12 protein-coding genes are annotated in these 18,347 nt (G+C 39.3%); 9 read left to right on the forward strand and 3 right to left on the reverse strand.

Annotated elements, in window-relative coordinates; all coding sequences use genetic code 11:
- Positions 1-73: 73 nt before the first annotated feature.
- The 4 genes from ADIARSV_RS09770 to ADIARSV_RS09785 all read left to right on the forward strand — a co-directional run bounded on the left by ADIARSV_RS09770 (position 74) and on the right by ADIARSV_RS09785 (position 8,512).
- A complete protein-coding gene (locus tag ADIARSV_RS09770) occupies positions 74-1,624 on the forward strand; it encodes an Rne/Rng family ribonuclease (protein WP_016195330.1) in 1,551 nt (516 codons plus the stop codon).
- Between the two features lie 146 nt (positions 1,625-1,770).
- Positions 1,771-3,159, forward strand: a complete 1,389-nt coding sequence (gene radA / locus ADIARSV_RS09775) for a DNA repair protein RadA (protein WP_016195331.1) — start codon at positions 1,771-1,773, stop codon at positions 3,157-3,159.
- A gap of 392 nt (positions 3,160-3,551) precedes the next feature.
- Positions 3,552-6,620, forward strand: a complete 3,069-nt coding sequence (locus ADIARSV_RS09780) for a SusC/RagA family TonB-linked outer membrane protein (RefSeq protein ID WP_016195332.1) — start codon at positions 3,552-3,554, stop codon at positions 6,618-6,620.
- Positions 6,621-6,634: 14 nt separating this feature from the next.
- Entirely contained in the window at positions 6,635-8,512 is a 1,878-nt protein-coding gene (locus tag ADIARSV_RS09785; RefSeq protein WP_040299690.1) for a RagB/SusD family nutrient uptake outer membrane protein, read from the forward strand.
- Positions 8,513-9,005: 493 nt separating this feature from the next.
- On the opposite strand, the gene carB is transcribed toward ADIARSV_RS09785, so the two are convergent.
- A complete protein-coding gene (carB, locus tag ADIARSV_RS09790; protein ID WP_016195334.1) occupies positions 9,006-11,822 on the reverse strand; it encodes a carbamoyl-phosphate synthase large subunit in 2,817 nt (938 codons plus the stop codon).
- A gap of 314 nt (positions 11,823-12,136) precedes the next feature.
- On the opposite strand from carB, the gene pnuC reads away from it, so the two are divergent.
- From pnuC to ADIARSV_RS09805, 3 genes are all read left to right on the forward strand, one after another.
- Positions 12,137-12,754: a nicotinamide riboside transporter PnuC gene (gene pnuC / locus ADIARSV_RS09795; RefSeq protein WP_152439826.1), complete on the forward strand. Its 618-nt coding sequence runs from the start codon at positions 12,137-12,139 to the stop codon at positions 12,752-12,754.
- Positions 12,733-13,281, forward strand: a complete 549-nt coding sequence (locus ADIARSV_RS09800) for an AAA family ATPase (protein WP_016195336.1) — start codon at positions 12,733-12,735, stop codon at positions 13,279-13,281. Before pnuC ends, ADIARSV_RS09800 begins: the two co-directional genes overlap by 22 nt.
- A 252-nt stretch (positions 13,282-13,533) precedes the next feature.
- The gene (locus ADIARSV_RS09805) at positions 13,534-14,322 is read left to right on the forward strand and encodes a TerC family protein (protein ID WP_016195337.1); all 789 of its coding nucleotides are present in this window, start codon (positions 13,534-13,536) and stop codon (positions 14,320-14,322) included.
- Between the two features lie 298 nt (positions 14,323-14,620).
- On the opposite strand, the gene ADIARSV_RS09810 is transcribed toward ADIARSV_RS09805, so the two are convergent.
- Positions 14,621-15,808, reverse strand: coding sequence for a class I SAM-dependent rRNA methyltransferase (locus ADIARSV_RS09810; protein ID WP_016195338.1), 1,188 nt, complete (start codon positions 15,806-15,808; stop codon positions 14,621-14,623).
- Between the two features lie 123 nt (positions 15,809-15,931).
- Here ADIARSV_RS09810 and ADIARSV_RS09815 point away from each other — a divergent pair, with 123 nt between their 5' ends.
- Both ADIARSV_RS09815 and ADIARSV_RS09820 read left to right on the forward strand, forming a co-directional pair.
- Complete coding sequence (locus tag ADIARSV_RS09815) at positions 15,932-16,402, forward strand: nucleoside deaminase (RefSeq protein ID WP_016195339.1); 471 nt, start codon at positions 15,932-15,934, stop codon at positions 16,400-16,402.
- Positions 16,403-16,482: 80 nt separating this feature from the next.
- Positions 16,483-17,085, forward strand: coding sequence for a superoxide dismutase (locus ADIARSV_RS09820; protein WP_016195340.1), 603 nt, complete (start codon positions 16,483-16,485; stop codon positions 17,083-17,085).
- A gap of 242 nt (positions 17,086-17,327) precedes the next feature.
- Here ADIARSV_RS09820 and ADIARSV_RS09825 read toward each other — a convergent pair whose 3' ends face one another.
- Positions 17,328-18,269 carry a hydrogen peroxide-inducible genes activator gene (locus tag ADIARSV_RS09825; RefSeq protein WP_040299691.1) on the reverse strand — a complete coding sequence of 314 codons (942 nt, stop codon included), beginning with the start codon at positions 18,267-18,269 and terminating at the stop codon, positions 17,328-17,330.
- Positions 18,270-18,347 lie beyond the last annotated feature (78 nt).

Genomic DNA, 18,347 nt, shown 5'->3' on the forward strand with positions numbered 1-18,347 from the left:
AGGTTCTTGTGTTATGAATCAATTCTTGTGTCATACATTGGCGGCCCAATAAGTCGCCACTAAAAGAGGTAGCTTGGTAAAGGAATTAATAATAAATTCGGCCCCTAATGGGGTAACTATAGCTTTACTGCAAGATAAGCAACTCGTAGAACTTCACACAGAACATATTAACAACAATTATGCAGTAGGAGACATTTACCTTGGGAGGGTTAAAAAGATCATGCCCGGGTTAAATGCCGCCTTTGTTGATGTTGGTTATGAGAAGGACGCTTTTTTGCATTATCTTGACCTGGGGCCTCAGGTACAGTCACTAGTAAAGCTGACGAAGATCGTAAAGAACGGCAGTTATAAAGAAAAATTGCTGAATAATTTTAAGCTGGAAGAGGATATCAATAAATCCGGTAAAATTTCTGAAGTACTGAACCGCAATATGTTATTGCCCGTTCAGATTGCCAAAGAACCTATTTCAACTAAAGGCCCACGTTTAAGTTCTGATCTTTCTATTGCAGGAAGATTTGTAGTGCTGGTACCCTTTTCGGAATCCATCTCTATCTCTAAAAAGATAAAAAGTAATACCGAAAGAACCAGGCTAAAAAAGATTGTTGAAAGTATAAAACCTAAGAACTTTGGGGTAATAATACGTACCGTATCCGAAGGAAAAGGTGTATCTGAATTGCAAAAAGACCTGTTAGATCTGATCGCCCGTTGGGAACTCATCAATACAAGACTGGAAGCTACAGAGCCTTCAAAGAAAATACTGGGAGAAATGGGCAGAACGTCCACTATCCTGCGTGATCTTTTAAATGCTGACTTCACCAATATCCATGTTAACGACACGGTTATTTATGAAGAGATCCGCATGTATGTAAAAGACATTTCGCCTGAGTTGGAGAAAATTGTAAAGCTTTACAAACACAAAGAGTCCATTTTTGAACACTTTGGCGTAGAAAAGCAAATCAAATCGACCTTTGGACGAACCGTTAACCTCCCTGGAGGTGCGTACCTTGTGGTTGAGCATACAGAAGCATTACATGTTATTGATGTCAACAGCGGAAACAGAACAGCAAGTCCGGAAAACCAGGAAGAGAATGCTTTCATGGTCAATAAGGAAGCTGCCAAAGAAATCGCCAGACAATTGCGACTGAGAGATATGGGTGGTATTGTGGTAGTCGATTTTATCGACATGCATAAGCCCAACAACAGGAAAGATCTTTTTGATTACCTGAAGCAACAAATGGCACTTGATCGTGCAAAACATACGATTCTCCCACCTAGTAAGTTTGGACTGGTACAAATAACCAGACAACGTGTACGTCCGGAGATGAACATTGTAACGAACGAGAAATGCCCTGCATGCGGAGGTACCGGAGAGATTAAGGCCAGTATTGTATTGATGGATGACATTGAAAACAATCTGAACTATATCTTAAACGAGCAGAATGAAAAAAGTGTAGCGCTCTCTGTGCACCCGTACATTGCAGCATACATTAAAAAAGGATTCATTACCCGTCAATGGAAATGGTTTTTTACCTATGGGAAGTGGATTTCAGTTAAATCTTCTCCTTCCTACTATCTGACAGAATTCCATTTTACGAATTCTAAAGAGGAAGAAATTAAATTATAATATAAAAAGAGGTTCAAGCAGGTTATTATACCTTTTGCTTGAACCTTTTTTTTGTCTTGATAACCCTCTATCCCAAACACATCATAATAATTGATCTTTTTGTCTGATCATGTTGTATTTTCGTACGCAATACAAAGAAAATCAAATTGGCTAAAATTAAATCAGCATATTTCTGTCAAAGCTGTGGTTACGAATCAGCAAAATGGCTTGGCAAATGTCCTTCCTGCAATCAATGGAATACTTTTGTAGAAGAAATTATTCAAAAGCCCAGCGCTGCTGTACCCGAATGGAAAGGTCCCGGAGGTACATCCAGAGTTGCAAAACCATCTGCCATCCATGAAATAGCCTATACCGAAGAGAGCCGTTTAGCCACTCCTGACCATGAATTCAACCGGGTATTGGGTGGTGGCATTGTTCCTGGTTCATTAGTACTGATAGGCGGAGAACCGGGTATTGGAAAGTCCACACTCATGCTGCAACTCGCCCTCAATTTAAAAGGGAAAAAGATCCTCTACGTTTCAGGAGAAGAAAGCGAACAGCAGATCAAAATGAGGGCCGAAAGACTCTCTCAAGCCGAACCTGCTAAAGATGGAACCGGTGTATTTATTCTCACCGAAACCTCCACCCAAAATATATTCAAGCAAATAGAAATCCTTGAACCCGATTTAATCATCATTGATTCGATCCAGACCCTACATTCTGCACATATCGATTCTACACCCGGCAGTGTATCTCAGGTACGCGAATGCGCTGCAGAATTGATGCGCTTTGCAAAAGAAACCGCTACCCCAGTCTTCCTGATTGGACATATTACCAAAGACGGATCTATAGCCGGACCAAAGATTCTGGAACATATGGTTGATACGGTACTTCAATTTGAAGGCGACCGGCATCATGTATATCGGATCCTCCGGGCAGTAAAGAACCGATTTGGTTCTGCCTCAGAGCTAGGAATTTATGAAATGCAGGGCGTAGGCCTTCGCGAAGTCTCTAACCCCTCAGAAATTCTCCTTTCACAGCGGGATGAAGAACTTACTGGCATCACCATTTCGGCGATGTTAGAAGGCGTCAGACCCATGCTCATCGAAACACAGGCACTCGTAAGTGCTTCCGCCTATGGCACTCCCCAACGTTCTGCTACCGGTTTCGATACAAAAAGAATGAATATGCTGCTGGCTGTACTCGAAAAACGATGCGGTTTCCGCTTAAGCGCAAAAGATGTATTTTTAAATATTGCTGGTGGATTACGTGTGGAAGACCCTGCTGTTGATCTGGGCATTATAGTAGCCATAATATCTTCCCATGAAGATATATCCGTTTCATCGAAGATTTGCTTTGCAGCAGAAGTAGGATTATCAGGCGAAATAAGAGCAGTAAACCGAATTGAACACCGCATTGCTGAAGCTCAAAAACTAGGTTTCGAACAGATCTACATCTCCAAATACAATCAAAAAGGTATTGATCCTACCCGATATACCATTGAAATTAAAACTTCCTCTAAAATAGAAGATGTCTTTGCTTCGCTTTTTGGATAATAAACTTAAAAAATTAATTTATCTACTTGTATATTCTAATTATTATAGATTTTGTAAAGATAAATTATATTTTCTGTTTGACATATTTCCATAAATCCATCTTTTAAAATCCATCACAAGGTCTAATAATCAATTCATTAGCTAATTTTTTTATTTTGACCTAATAGTGTGATCCAAGCGTATTACATATTAAAATTGATATTCATAAATACTTAATAATCAACGTATTTAGATCTGTTTCCGGTGCTACTAATGCGTATTTTTAAAATCTTAACATATTGAATATCAAATATTAATGCTAAAATATTTGATATTCAATATTTATCTCTCCATCTTTATCGCAGAATCATAACCAGTTTATTCTAAATTCTTACATCTATAACCAACAAATCATGGGAAGAAAGTTTACATTTTTTATTGTATTCCTGTTCATGTGCACTTTACATTCTTTTGCACAAGAGAGAACAATAAGAGGAATCGTTAAAGACAAAGGAGGTATCCCGATCCCGGGAGTATCTATCAAAGTAAAAGGAACCACTCAAGGAATTTCAACAGGAGCAAATGGCGATTTTCAAATCCCAGTTCCAGCAAATGGAGTTCTTGTATTTAGCAGTGTCGGATTTAATACACTAGAGCAAAGTGTAGGGAGCCGATCAGAAATCAACATTACGCTAACAGAAGACACCAAACAGCTAGATGAAGTGGTGGTGATCGGTTATGGAACTGCCACTAAAAAGGATGTCACAGGTTCCGTATCAAGTGTAAAGGCAGCTCAACTGGAGAATGAAAATCCACAGAATGTCACCGACCTGCTGAGAGGAAATATTCCAGGTCTGAATGTTAGTCTCAATACCAGTGCTAAAGGCGGTGGTGATCTACTTGTCCGCGGAAAAACATCTCTAAGTGCCAGCACATCCCCTTTAATTGTACTTGATGGGGTAATCTATTCCGGTGACCTATCCGATATTAATCCAAATGATATTGAATCAGTTGACGTATTGAAAGACGCCAGTTCGCTTGCTGTCTTTGGCGCAAAGGCCGCGACAGGAGTGATAGCCATCACTACAAAAAAAGGAAAAACCGGACCACCTACAATCTCCATTAATACGAATATTGGCATTGCAAAGCTAGCTCGTAATCAGGCCGTTTATGACGGCCCCGGCTTCTTAAATTGGCGCGCAGACGTTATGAGAAGTGGAGGAGCTACTGCATCCTACCTCTATGACAACCCTGATAATCTTTCTGAAGGAGTGACTTTAACCCAATGGCTCAATGGACAATCCGGAGATCCGCAGGATCTGTGGCTCAATAGACTGGGCCTGGTGGCCAATGAGAAAACCAACGTCCTGAATGGAAAAGTAGTAAACTGGTATGATGAAATATTCCAAACCGGATTGCGTCAGGACCATACTTTAAGTATGTCAGGAAAAAAGGAAGAAGTTTCCTATTATATGTCCCTTGGCTATCTTAAAAACGAAAACCTGATAAAAGGAGGCGAATTCAGCACATTCAGAGCTCGTGTTAATTTGGAAGGTAAAGCCGCCAAATTCTTAACCGTTGGTATAAACCTTCAATATGCAGATAGGGATGAAGGAGCAATTGAAGCCGATTGGTCTCAACTGACCGCATTATCCCCTTATGGTGACATGTATAATGCAGACGGAACATTACGCAGAATTCCTACTGACGACAATGGATTAAATGCAAGAAATCCTTTTCTTGACATGACTTATAACTCCAGGTTTAATAGGCAAAACACTCTTTTTGGAAGCATTTATTCTAAAGTAAATTTACCCTTTGGTATTACTTACCAGTTAAATTTCAGTCCTGGTATTGATATGTACCGCACCTTTAATCATTTGTCTTCATTAAACCCCAACGTTACGACACCAGGTGGCTCAGTGACCCGTGCAAACGAAACAAGATACAATTGGCAGGTAGATAACTTGTTGAAGTGGAATAAAACATTCAACAAGATCCATACTCTCGATGTAACTCTTTTAGCTAACGCAGAAAAATATCAAACCTGGTGGACACAAGGTGGAAATGAAGGCTTTGTTCCCGGAGATTTTCTAGGTTATCACAATCTTGCAAGTGGTATTAAACCTACTGTAAATAGCGATGATAAAGTCTATACAGGCGATGCTTTAATGGGAAGATTAAATTATAGCTTATTACAACGCTATAACTTGACTTTATCTGTTCGTAGAGACGGTTACTCTGTATTTGGCGAAAACAATAAGAGAGCACTGTTTCCAGCAGCAGCCTTTGCATGGAGTTTCACAGAAGAACCATTCTTTAAATCAATCAACTGGTTAAGCTATGGTAAACTCCGTGTATCTTATGGTATTAATGGTAACCGTGATCTACGGAATCCTGATAATAATACCGTTGACCCTTATGCTGCATTAACCCAGTTAACTATTGGAAAATATCAACTGGTCAATTCTAGCGGAGCAGCTTCCGAGGTAAACACGCTGATCATTAATAACAGAATTGGCAATGATAATCTGAAATGGGAACAAACAAAATCTTTCAATGCAGGTCTTGATTTTTCATTCCTAAATGACAGATTAAGCGGCTCAATAGATGTCTACGACAAAAGGACAAACGATTTACTGATCAGACAAACACTTACAACCGTATCAGGATACGTAAATGTAAATTCAAATCTAGCCAAGGTAACGAACAAAGGATTTGAAATAAGTCTGAACAGCAGAAACATTAAATCCGATAAATTCAGCTGGAATTCCTCAGTAAATTTCTTTCTTAACCGAAATACAATTAATGCACTTGCAACCCCTGCCAATGATCTTGGTAATGGATGGTTTATTGGAAAAGACATCAATGTAATCTGGGACTATAAAATCTTGGGAGTATGGCAAGAAAGTGAAATGGAAGAAGCGTTGAAGTTTAACAAAGGAATAAAAGCCGGCGACTTTAAACTGGAAGATAAAGACGGAAATTATCTCTATAATGATGAGGACAAACAATTCCTCGGTTATACTACACCACGATTTACCTGGGCACTTCGAAATGAATTCAACTTTTTAAAGAGTTTTGACTTCTCCTTTCAGCTTCTATCCAACTGGGGACAGAAAAAACAATTTAACCAGGCAAAACATCAACCCGGTGGCGTAGGCTTAGGCCGCACAAGCTCTTATGCAATTCCTTACTGGACTGCGTCTAACCCAATTAACGATTATGCACGGCTCAATTCCGGAACAAGCGGATCAACCTTTAATGTGTTCAGAGATAACTCCTTTATCAGACTGAATACAGTTGCACTTGCTTATTCCGTACCACAAGAATTGTCTAACAGACTTAAAATGAAGAGTACTAAAATATATCTGAATGTGAATAATGCAGCCGTGTATTCCCCTACCTGGAATTACTGGGATCCTCAAAATGATGGCCCAACACCTGTATATTATACACTAGGACTTAATATTTCACTGTAATCAGATTAATAATTATGAAAACCTTGAATAAGAAATTACCCCTATTACTGATTTTGGCGATTTTGCTGGGAACTAACGGATGTAAGAAAGATTACCTTAAATCAGATCAACTATCCTCCTATTCCCCAGAAACATCATTGATCAACGTTGCTGCGATGAAAGCGGCCCTTAATTCGCTGGGTGCGAATATGAGACAGGAATATTTTGGAGACGCCGCACCAATACTTACAGAATCAATCTTTTCAGATGTAGCAGTAGACGGAACCACCGACAAAAGCACCTCCGCACAGGATTTGATTACACGTATCACACCCGACGCTGAGTTAAATAACACCGATTTTAATAAGATCGGTTGGTATTGGCTTGAAGAGTACAGAGGCGTTCGATATGCCAATACGATCATCACTTATATCGATAATGTAAAATATACTTCTGAAGCAGAACGTAATTCGATCCTAGGGTCCGCATATTTCTATCGAGCATACCATTACTACCGTTTAGTAAATCAGTTCGGAGATGTTCCTTTTCCACTTGTTGATATCGTAGCACCCAAAGATGACTACTACTCTACAAAACGCGATGTAATACTTCAGAAAATAAAAGAAGACCTATTATTCGCTCAAACCTGGGTATTAGACAATGTAAACAAAGGAGAAGTTACGAAAGGTGCTGTAAGCCATTTACTAACAAAAGTAAACCTGGCTTTAGGCAATTTTGATGACGCAATTGCATCAGCAAGCAATATCATTAACGGAACGCAGTATGCCCTGATGAAAACACGCTTTGGAAGTACTGCTGCAGATGCCAGCAAAAATGTTATCTGGGATCTTCACCGCATGGACAATAAAGCACTTTCTAGTAACAAGGAAGCATTATTACTAGTGATAGACCGCGATAACCTGGCTAGTGGCTTTACTGCTTTTGGATCGCAGGTGATGCGTAACTGTGTACCTGCATGGCATTTTGCAAATGTGAAAACTCCATCTGGTGCAACAGCTATAACAGATGCGGTTACCGCTGAATTTCCACTTACCAGATGGTATGGTAGAGGCATTGGCCGCTATAGAGGTACACCCTACAGTACTAAATATATATGGACTGATAATACCGATTTTAGACATGCACCCGGCATGTGGATGAACATGACCGATTTGGTTTATAACAATCCGGCTCTAAAAAACTCTAGCAATGCAGCAGATAAAGCCCTTTACGGAAAACCTCTTCAGGAATACAACAGTTCTAATGTAGCCGCACGATTTACAAACGGTGCACTGGATACGATCCGTCATTGGTTTGGATGGCCACATTATAAGGTTTTCATCAATTCGACAAACCTGATTGCCAATGACCCTTACTGGACTCCACCAAGAGGAACAAACACAGATTGGTATGTATTCCGTATAGCTGAAACTTATTTACTCCGCGCTGAAGCTTATTACTGGAAAGGTGACCTTGCATCTGCAATGGCAGATATTAACCAAGTCCGCTCTCGTGCAAATGCACAATTATTGACTAATTCTGCTGCCATTACTATTGGCACGATACTCGATGAAAGAGCCCGCGAACTTTATTGGGAAGAGCCCCGTAAAACAGAACTAACCAGGATAGCTTATATTTTTGCCAAGACAGGAAAGACCGCGTATAATGGTAAAACTTATAATTTAGCTTCTTTCTCAGAGAACAATTTCTTCTATGACCGCATCATTGAGAAGAATGACTTTTATAGGAATCAAGTTCCTACTGTAATGGGAGTAAATTATAAAATTGCTCCTTACCACGTGCTTTGGCCAATTCCTGCATCAGCACAGCGGTTTAACGCAAATGGTCGGATTAACCAGAATAAAGGATATTCCGGTTATGAAAACAATGTAGAAGCATTGGATAAATACTAAGATGATCTTGAAAAAAGTTTATTCGGATAACTAGTAAATAGATTACATTTTAAGATAGCAGGCTGCCTCTTCCAAAGAGACAGCCTGTTTTTTTATGTAAAAAATAAAGGTTATTTTACATCATTAAGGTAAGTAAGCATAATACTAAAACATACCCTTTCTATAGATAGATTATTATTGAAACTACATTGATACTAGGTTGAGTCCATGTTAAGTCCATGTATTTACGTAAAAACATGGACTTAACACGGACTCAACCTAGATTCATTATACAATTAATAACTACCAGACTATAGGATGATATCTTTTTACCTCAATCATAAAGGCACATCCAACCCTCATAAACCCAAGCAAAATAAAAGCCATTTTTTATGCCATAACCCAATAAAACAAACTCAATACCAACAAAAAAGCCTGACTCAAATAGAGCCAGGCTTTATAATAACCTAAAAGAATAAAAATCCACTCCAATTCTGAAGCAGCCCTTATCTCTTTATTTACTTAAATACATTGATTTCTCTTTGTACAATCTCACAAAGTAAGGATCATTCAGATCTTTAATAAAGCGAATCGCTTCTCCGGTAGACTTCATTTCAGGTCCCAGTTCCTTTTCTACTTCAGGGAACTTATCATAGGAGAAAACAGGTTCCTTAATCGCAAAGCCGATCAATTTACGCTCAATCTTAAAGTCTTTCAACTTATTTGCGCCAAGCATGATCTTAGTGGCAATATTGATATAAGGCACGTCGTAGGCTTTTGCAATGAAAGGAACCGTACGGGATGCCCTTGGATTCGCTTCAATTACATATACCACGTTCTCCTTTATAGCAAACTGAATATTCAGCAAGCCTCTTACCTCAATCGCCTTTGCCAGTTTAATGGTGTATTCTTCCATTAAATCAGTGACATGTTTGGATAAATTAAAAGGAGGCAAGATGGCATTGGAGTCACCCGAATGAATTCCGGCAGGCTCTATATGCTCCATTAAACCGATGATATGCACATCCTCACCATCGCAGATGGAGTCAGACTCCGCTTCTTCCGCACGGTCGAGGAAATGGTCAATCAATACCCGGTTACCAGGAAGATCACCCAACAGTTTAACTACTGCCTTTTCCAGATCCTCATCGTTAATAACGATACTCATACCCTGTCCACCCAATACATAACTCGGGCGAACCAATACTGGATAACCGACATGATGTGCTACTTCAATAGCCTCTTCAGCATTTTCTGCCACACCATATTTTGGATAAGGAATGTCAAGCTCTTTCAGCAAATCGGAGAAGCGACCTCTGTCTTCAGCAATATCCATGCTGTCAAAAGAAGTACCAATGATCTTAATACCTAGCGCATGCAGCTTTTCCGCCATTTTAAGCGCAGTTTGACCACCTAGCTGAACAATGACACCTTCAGGTTTTTCAAGCTCAATGATCTCACGTACGTGCTCCCAGAATACCGGCTCGAAGTATAGCTTATCAGCCATATTGAAATCGGTAGATACTGTTTCGGGATTACAATTGATCATAATGGACTCATAACCGGCTTCTTTAGCTGCCATCAGACCATGAACACAAGAGTAATCAAACTCAATTCCCTGACCGATACGGTTAGGTCCGGAGCCTAATACAATAATCTTTTTCTTTTCGGATGGAATGGATTCATTTTCATCTTCGAAGGTAGAGTAGTAATATGGTGTTTTAGCCTGGAATTCTGCAGCACAGGTATCTACCATTTTGTAGACCCGGTTAATGCCCAATTCTTTTCTGCGGTCATATACCTCATCCTCAGTTACGTTACCCAGGAGCCAGGAAATCTGAATATCAGAATATCCTTTTTGCTTTAAGGTAAGGAAGAAGTCTTTGGGTATATTTTTAAGCGAATAGCGTTTGATTTCTATTTCCAGATTAACCAATTCCTGAATCTGGATCAGGAACCATTTATCGATACGGGTAGCCTTGCGGATAGACTCCAAAGGCACACCCATACTCATGGCATCTTTGATGAGGAACAACCTGTTCCAGCTTGGATGCTCAAGACCATACATAATCTCGTCGAGGTTACGTTTTTGTCTCCCGTCGGCACCTAAACCAGAACGGCCAATTTCAAGACTCTGTGTTGCTTTTTGAAGTGCTTCAATGAAAGTACGGCCAATGGCCATTACTTCACCTACCGACTTCATCTGCAAGCCCAGCTCCATGTTGGCACCCTTAAACTTATCGAAGTTCCATCTGGGTATTTTCACGATCACGTAATCGAGCGTAGGCTCAAAATAAGCGGAAGTGGTTTTAGTAATTTGATTTTCTACTTCATCCAGGTTGTAACCTATAGCTAGCTTAGCAGCAATTTTAGCAATCGGATAACCTGTTGCTTTTGATGCTAAAGCGGATGAACGCGATACACGTGGATTAATTTCAATGGCAATGATCGATTCGTCGGCAGGATTTACTGAAAACTGAACATTACAGCCTCCGGCAAAGTTACCGATAGCACGCATCATTTTTATAGCCTGATTACGCATGTCCTGGTAACAACGGTCACTCAGGGTCATTGCTGGAGCCACCGTAATGGAATCACCAGTATGAACGCCCATTGGATCGAAGTTTTCGATAGAGCAGATGATGATCACATTATCCTTACTGTCCCTTAATAGCTCAAGTTCAAACTCTTTCCAGCCCAGTACCGCTTGCTCTACCAAAACTTCATGAGTAGGTGATGCTTGCAAACCGCGACTTAAAGCTGCGTCAAACTCTTCTTTTTTGTGGACAATACCACCTCCGGTACCACCAAGGGTATAGGAAGGGCGGATAACAAGAGGGAAACCAATTTCCTGAGCTGCTTCTTTTCCTTCGAGGAAGGAATTGGCAATCTTAGATTTGGCAACACCCACATTGATATCTACCATCAACTGGCGGAATGCTTCCCGGTTTTCAGTCTTCTCGATAGCAGCGACATCCACTCCGATCACTCTTACATGATACTTTTCCCAGATACCTCTCTCTTCAGCTTCTTTACAAAGATTTAAGGCTGTTTGTCCACCCATTGTAGGCAGTACAGCATCAATTTTTTGTTCCTGAAGGATTTGTTCAAGGCTTTCGCATGTTAGAGGGAGAAGATAAATATGATCACCGATCACTTTATCTGTCATAATGGTAGCCGGATTGGAATTAATAATGGATACTGCTATCCCTTCATCTTTAAGAGATAAAGCAGCCTGTGAGCCTGCGTAATCAAATTCGCAAGCCTGACCGATAATAATGGGTCCTGAACCAATGATCAGGACTGATTTGATGGACGAATCTTTTGGCATAGGTTGTTTAAAGTCAAAAGTTTAAAATTAAAAATTTTAAGACTTCTTAATCAGCGAGATTTCCTATGCTGTTAACTGAAAATCCCGACCTGATTGTCGGGATGCAAAGGTACATAATTCTAGTACTTCTGCTAATTAAAATTAGAAAAGTTTTTAAGAGGCGTTCCGTGTAGGACTAAGAAACAAGGTTTTAGCGATATTTTAACGCATTTAAGCAGATAGTAATAGTGATTCCTTGAAATTTAGTTGTAAAAATTGGCTGAATAGAAATACACTATCCCATCCCTTATCTGTTATTTTAATTAAGTTTGTATGTGATCATCTGCGAAGCTTCATTTGGACAATTATTCCTAAACCAACTCCTTCAAACATCGGCATTGGAATGGCTGGGTACTATAACCGGTTTTTTATGCGTGTATCTGGCAGCTAAACAGAATATTTTAAACTGGCCGATATCCATTATTAGTGTTGCCGCCTATGCTTTGCTATTTTATGACTACCATCTTTTTGGAGACGCTGTTTTACAACTTTACTTCTTAGCAACAGCTATATATGGTTGGTATTACTGGGCAAAAAACAAGGAAGAGCATCAAAAGCCCATCGCATCATTAGATAGAAAGGGTTACATGGTGGCCATTGGAGCAGTGCTCATATTATCTGTTGTATTAGGACTTTTTCTGGATCATTTTACCCCATCTGATGTTCCATACCTTGATGGCACCTGTACCGCTATGAGTTTTGTGGCCCAGATCATGATGACCAGGAAGATTCTGCAGAACTGGACGCTGTGGATCCTGGTTGATGCCATCTATGTGCCCCTCTATTTATATAAAGAACTGGCTCTTACTGCAATATTGTATCTTCTGTTTCTGGGGATAGCAGTAATGGGTTACAATGACTGGAATAAAACATGGATCGCTACAAGGAAATAAAAAAAATAGCCGTCGTTGGACCTGAATCTACAGGTAAATCAACCATTTCGGCTGAGTTAGCATTACATTATAATACGGTATGGGTGCCTGAGTATTCCCGCGAATATTGCAGTAAGCTCACGGAACCTTGTAGTTGGCAGGATGAAATCAATATGTTTAAAGGACAGATTGATCTGGAGAATCAGTTAATCCCTCAAGCCAATGGAATCTTAATTTGTGACACCACTTTTATCACAGTAAAGATCTGGAGCGAATATATGTTCGGCAAAGCGCCTGAAGAAGTGCTATCCGAATTATCAAAGCGTCCCTACGATTTTTATTTATTAATGGACATTGATTTGCCCTGGCAAGAGGATCCTTTAAGAGATTTCCCACATTTGAGGGAGCACTTTATGAATATATGGCATAAAGAATTGCAAATGCTTCATGCGAACTACCAAGTTATTTCAGGTTTAGCATCATTAAGAAAAGAAAATGCTATTATAGCAATTAACAATTACTTAACATATTTTGACACAATATCTTAGAATGTTTTTTTATTTTTACAACATAATATTAACACCACGTAACTAGCCATTCCGAGTAATGACTATTTACATTGAGGCACAGTTGGAGAGGCGGAATTTGAGAAGTATTATATTGATAGTGTTAATATTTTTTAGCTTTTGACTTAGCTCTCCTAAGTATACGTTCTTTTTAATTAATGATTAAAAACCTTCTGCCCCTCAGAAGGTTTTTTTGTTTCATAAGCATTATATTAGAGGCATCAACTTGTAACTATGGAATTTCTTTCAAATCCAGAGATCTGGATCTCCCTTTTAACTCTTACTGTTTTAGAAATTGTACTAGGTATCGATAACATTATCTTTATCTCGATACTATCTGGCAAACTTCCTGTAAATCAACAGAAAAAAGCCAGACAGTTGGGTTTAGGTCTGGCTATGATTACCCGGGTCCTCTTATTATTGTCCTTAAGCTGGGTGATGACGTTGACCTCCGCATTGTTTAACATGGGCGATTGGGTTGGCGTTACAAATCCTGATTTACTGGAAAAGCTGGCTATCTCAGGAAGAGATTTAATCTTACTGATAGGGGGGTTATTTTTAATATATAAGAGCACATCCGAGATTCACGACAAACTGGAGGGTGAGGACCATATTACAGAGAATAAAAAGGTACATTCATTTGTGGGTGTACTAGCTCAGATCCTGATTCTGGATGTGGTATTTTCTCTGGATTCTGTGATTACCGCTGTTGGTATGGCCGATCATGTAGAGGTTATGATTGCTGCTGTGATCCTGGCGATAGTAGTTATGCTTTTCTCTGCTGATGCAATCAGTGGCTTTGTGAATGAGCATCCAACAGTTAAAATGCTGGCCTTATCGTTTTTATTATTGATTGGGGTTTCTCTTCTTGCTGAAGGCTTTGATCAGCATATTCCTAAAGGGTATATCTATTTTGCTATGGCCTTCTCTGTGCTTGTAGAGATGCTGAACTTAAAATTGAGGAAAGCTAGTACGGAAAAGCCTGTTCATTTAAGGAATTTCCCAGAAGAGGAAAAGAAGTAATTTTGCAAAAGGGAGTTACGGTATCCTACTTCCATCTAGCTTAGTAGTATTTTCAATTCAGTAATAAAAAATGAGGCTGTTTCATAAGTCAAAATCAAGATTCACAAACAGAAGTAATTTTGGTAAACTTTACTAAAGAATAAAAAACGGCAATTTTCAAATTGAAAATTACCGTTTTTTAGTATAAATGAAGCCCTCTTTAAAAATTAATTTCAGTGGGTTAAGGCCAAAATTAAGTTATTAGACTACCTAAAATTTATCACTGCTAAACGGTATCCCTAAAATTCAATATTGTCCTTTATACCACCCGACAAAGCAATCCTTTTAAATATTCCCCTTCAGGAAAAGAGGAGCGTACAGGATGGTCTTCTGGCTGACAAAACTGATAGATATACTGAATTTCTTTTCCGGCATCTAATGCTGCCCAGGCAAGAATCTGTTTAAAGTGACTGATATCAACAGCGCCTGAACAAGAAAACGTTGCAAGGATGCCTCCGCTATTTAAAAGCCCCATAGCCATCCGATTCAGGTCCTTATACGCTCTTGATGCTTTATCAAGGGATGACCGTGATGGAGCATATTTAGGCGGATCCAGAACGATAACATCAAACTTCTCATTTCCCTCCTTTAATACCCGGAGATATTTATTTACATCGGATTGGATAGCCTGATACTGACTGGCATCAAAACCATTCAATACAATATTCTGGTTCATCGTTTCGATAGCAAGTGCCGAACTGTCCACACTGACTACAGACGACGCCCCATATTTTAATGCATTCAATGTAAATCCACCAGAATAAGAAAAACAATCCAATACTCTTTTACCCTTTGCATGCTGTGCTACGATCCGGCGGTTATCCCGCTGATCACAGAAGAAACCTGACTTCTGACCTGCAGCTATATTAATCAGGTATTTAACATCATTTTCAATTACTTCTACAAATTCAGGGGGCTCTGCACCATAAAGGATCCCAAAGGATGCTTCCATTCCGTCATGAGCTCTCGCAGAGGCGTCACTCCGGTCAAAGATCCCTTTCACCTGGAGTAAAGTCACCAATTCATCTACAATGACGTCTTTAAGCTTTTCTATACCTGAAGTGAGGAGTTGAAGAGAAAGATAATCACCATAACGATCTACAATTAATCCGGGAAGAAAATCTGCTTCACTAAATATAAGCCTGTAGGTGTTGGTATGAGTAGAATCTAAAAGGCTCTGACGAGCAGAAACAGCCTTTTTAATTCGGGCTCTCCACCAGGTTTCATCTACAACCACATCTTCATTCCACTCTAATATTCGAACTGCCACACGTGACTGGTCATTAAAAAAACCTCTTGCCAGAAATGCTCCTGAATGATCTGTTACGTCAACAATTTCCCCATTCTCCGGCTTACCTTTGATGTTTTCTATTGCACCTGAAAATATCCATGGATGCAATTGGCGAACCGCTTTTTCTTTACCTTTTTTTAAACTAACCTGTGGCATACGCGCAAAGATATAGTTTCAGTTGTTCGCTTTTGTCTAATTTTGCTACATAAAGGATTTAAAATTATATTCTTAAAGGTATTAAATTTTGAATTTTAAAGGAATTAAAGGATTTTAGGAACAATGAGATACTACAACTTTACAGCGGAACCATCGCAATCTGCTGATGACTTCTTTATGAATGAAGCCATTAAAGAAGCAAAAATAGCCTTAAGTCTCGATGAAGTTCCTATTGGTGCGGTCATAGTCAGCAACGGAACGATCATAGGAAAAGGGCATAATTTAACTGAACAACTCAATGATGTAACCGCACATGCTGAAATGCAGGCCTTTACAGCGGCAGCAAATTATCTGGGTGGTAAGTATTTAAAAGGCTGCACTTTATATGTCACCATAGAACCTTGCGTCATGTGTGCAGGTGCCTCCTACTGGACACAAATAAGCCGTATTGTCTATGGGGCTAAGGATGAAAAGAGAGGCTTTAGTTTGGTGAAATCCATGATCACACATCCTAAGACTGAAATAGTATCCGGAGTGAAGGAATCAGACTGTGCATTGCTGATTAAAAATTTCTTTTTGAGCAAAAGAAAGTAAAGTTTACATAGCGCTGAACAAAATCTTCACACATAAGTTATCTTTGTAGAACTTAAATTTTAACTTAAAAACTTAATATTATGGCTTTTGAACTTCCTGCGTTAACATACGCAACTGATGCCCTGGAACCTTATATCGACAAAGCGACAATGGAAATCCATCATGGGAAACACCATCAAGCTTATGTAGACAATTTAAATAAAGCGATCGCCGGTACTGCAGGTGATGGTAAAACTATTGAAGAAATTTTAGCTAATATTTCTTCATACCCAGCCCCTGTACGTAACAATGGTGGCGGACACTTCAACCACAGTTTATTCTGGACTGTTATCGGTCCTAATGGTGGTGGAGAACCTACTGGTGAACTTGCAGAAGCAATCAAATCTGCTTTCGGTTCATTTGAAGATTTCAAAAAGAAGTTTGCTGAAGCTGGTGCCACTCGTTTTGGATCAGGTTGGGCATGGTTAACTGTTTCTGCTGATGGTGCTCTTCAGGTATCATCTACTCCAAATCAGGACAATCCATTAATGGATGTTGCGGATGTTAAAGGAACACCAATTTTAGGATTAGATGTTTGGGAACATGCTTACTACTTAAAATACCAAAACAAACGTCCTGATTACATTGCAGCTTTTTGGAATGTGGTGAACTGGACTGAAGTTGCAGCACGTTTTAAAAAATAATTTTCTTTAAAAACTTTTGTTAAAAAGTAGTGTACTTAAGAGTATACTACTTTTTTTATGGGAAAGAAACTATCTTATTTAGCTGTATTTTTTTTAATCAGCATGTTATCAAGTTGCCAGGCTATAGGCGACATATTTAAGGCAGGTTATTACGTAGGCATATTTGTTGTAATAGCTGTGTTAGTGTTGATCTTTTGGCTGTTTAGCCTTTTTAGAAGAAAATAATAGCTACTGGAGGGAATCTACATGAAGCCCTCCAGTATTTCTTTTTTCGTACTTGCTTTCATTTCATCTGTTAGCGAATCTAAAATTTCCTTTTCAAGAGCAGTTATAATACTTCGTTTCAAGAAATTACGATGCGTTATAATGCTTATTTCCCTTGCCGGCACAGGGTCTTTAAATCGCCTTACCCGTTTAAGTTGTTCTTTACTCAGGTCCGAAAGGCTCAATTCAGGCAAAATAGTTATTCCTGAATTCAAATCAACCATCCGCTTGAGGGTTTCTACACTCCCAGTATTGTATTCAAAGAGCTTAAGTTTGTTCAGCTCGGCTTTTTTACTGCAAAGATTCAGCACCTGATTTCGCATACAATGCCCTTCATTAAGTAACCACAGGTCTTTAATTTCAATATTCTCTGCCACGATACTCTTTCTTTTCAATACCGGATTATCTTTTGAAGCATACAAGGCAAAAGGTTCATAAAACAAGGGAAGCTCATTCAACGTCTTGTCATCCAATGGAGTGGAAACAATTCCGCAATCCAACAATCCCACCTTTAGCTTTTGAACAATTTGCTCCGTTGTAAACTCCCATATCAACAGCTGTACCTTTGGATATTTAGAGGTGAAGCTTAAAATAATCTTAGGGAGCAGATAGGGTGCAACAGTGGGAATTACGCCTATTTTAAGCGTACCACTAAGCTCTTTTTTAAAGGAATGGATAATTTCATTCAAATTATCAGCTTCTGCCAGAACAAGTCGCGCCTGATCAATCACCTGTACACCGATCTCAGTTGGCACCACGGGTTGCTTACTCCGGTCAAATAAAATTACTCCTAAATTATCTTCCAGCTTCTGGATCTGCATACTTAAGGTGGGCTGCGTTACGCAACACTTATCAGCCGCCTGCACAAAGTTGCGGAGTGTGTCTACCGCTACAACATATTCTAATTGAACAAGAGTCATATAGTTAAAATCTATATTAGATAACAAATATCGATTTTTTACTGCGATATATTAAGATGATATTTATACAAGATTTCA

The sequence above is a fragment of the Arcticibacter svalbardensis MN12-7 genome (assembly GCF_000403135.1).
Lineage (GTDB): Bacteria > Bacteroidota > Bacteroidia > Sphingobacteriales > Sphingobacteriaceae > Arcticibacter > Arcticibacter svalbardensis.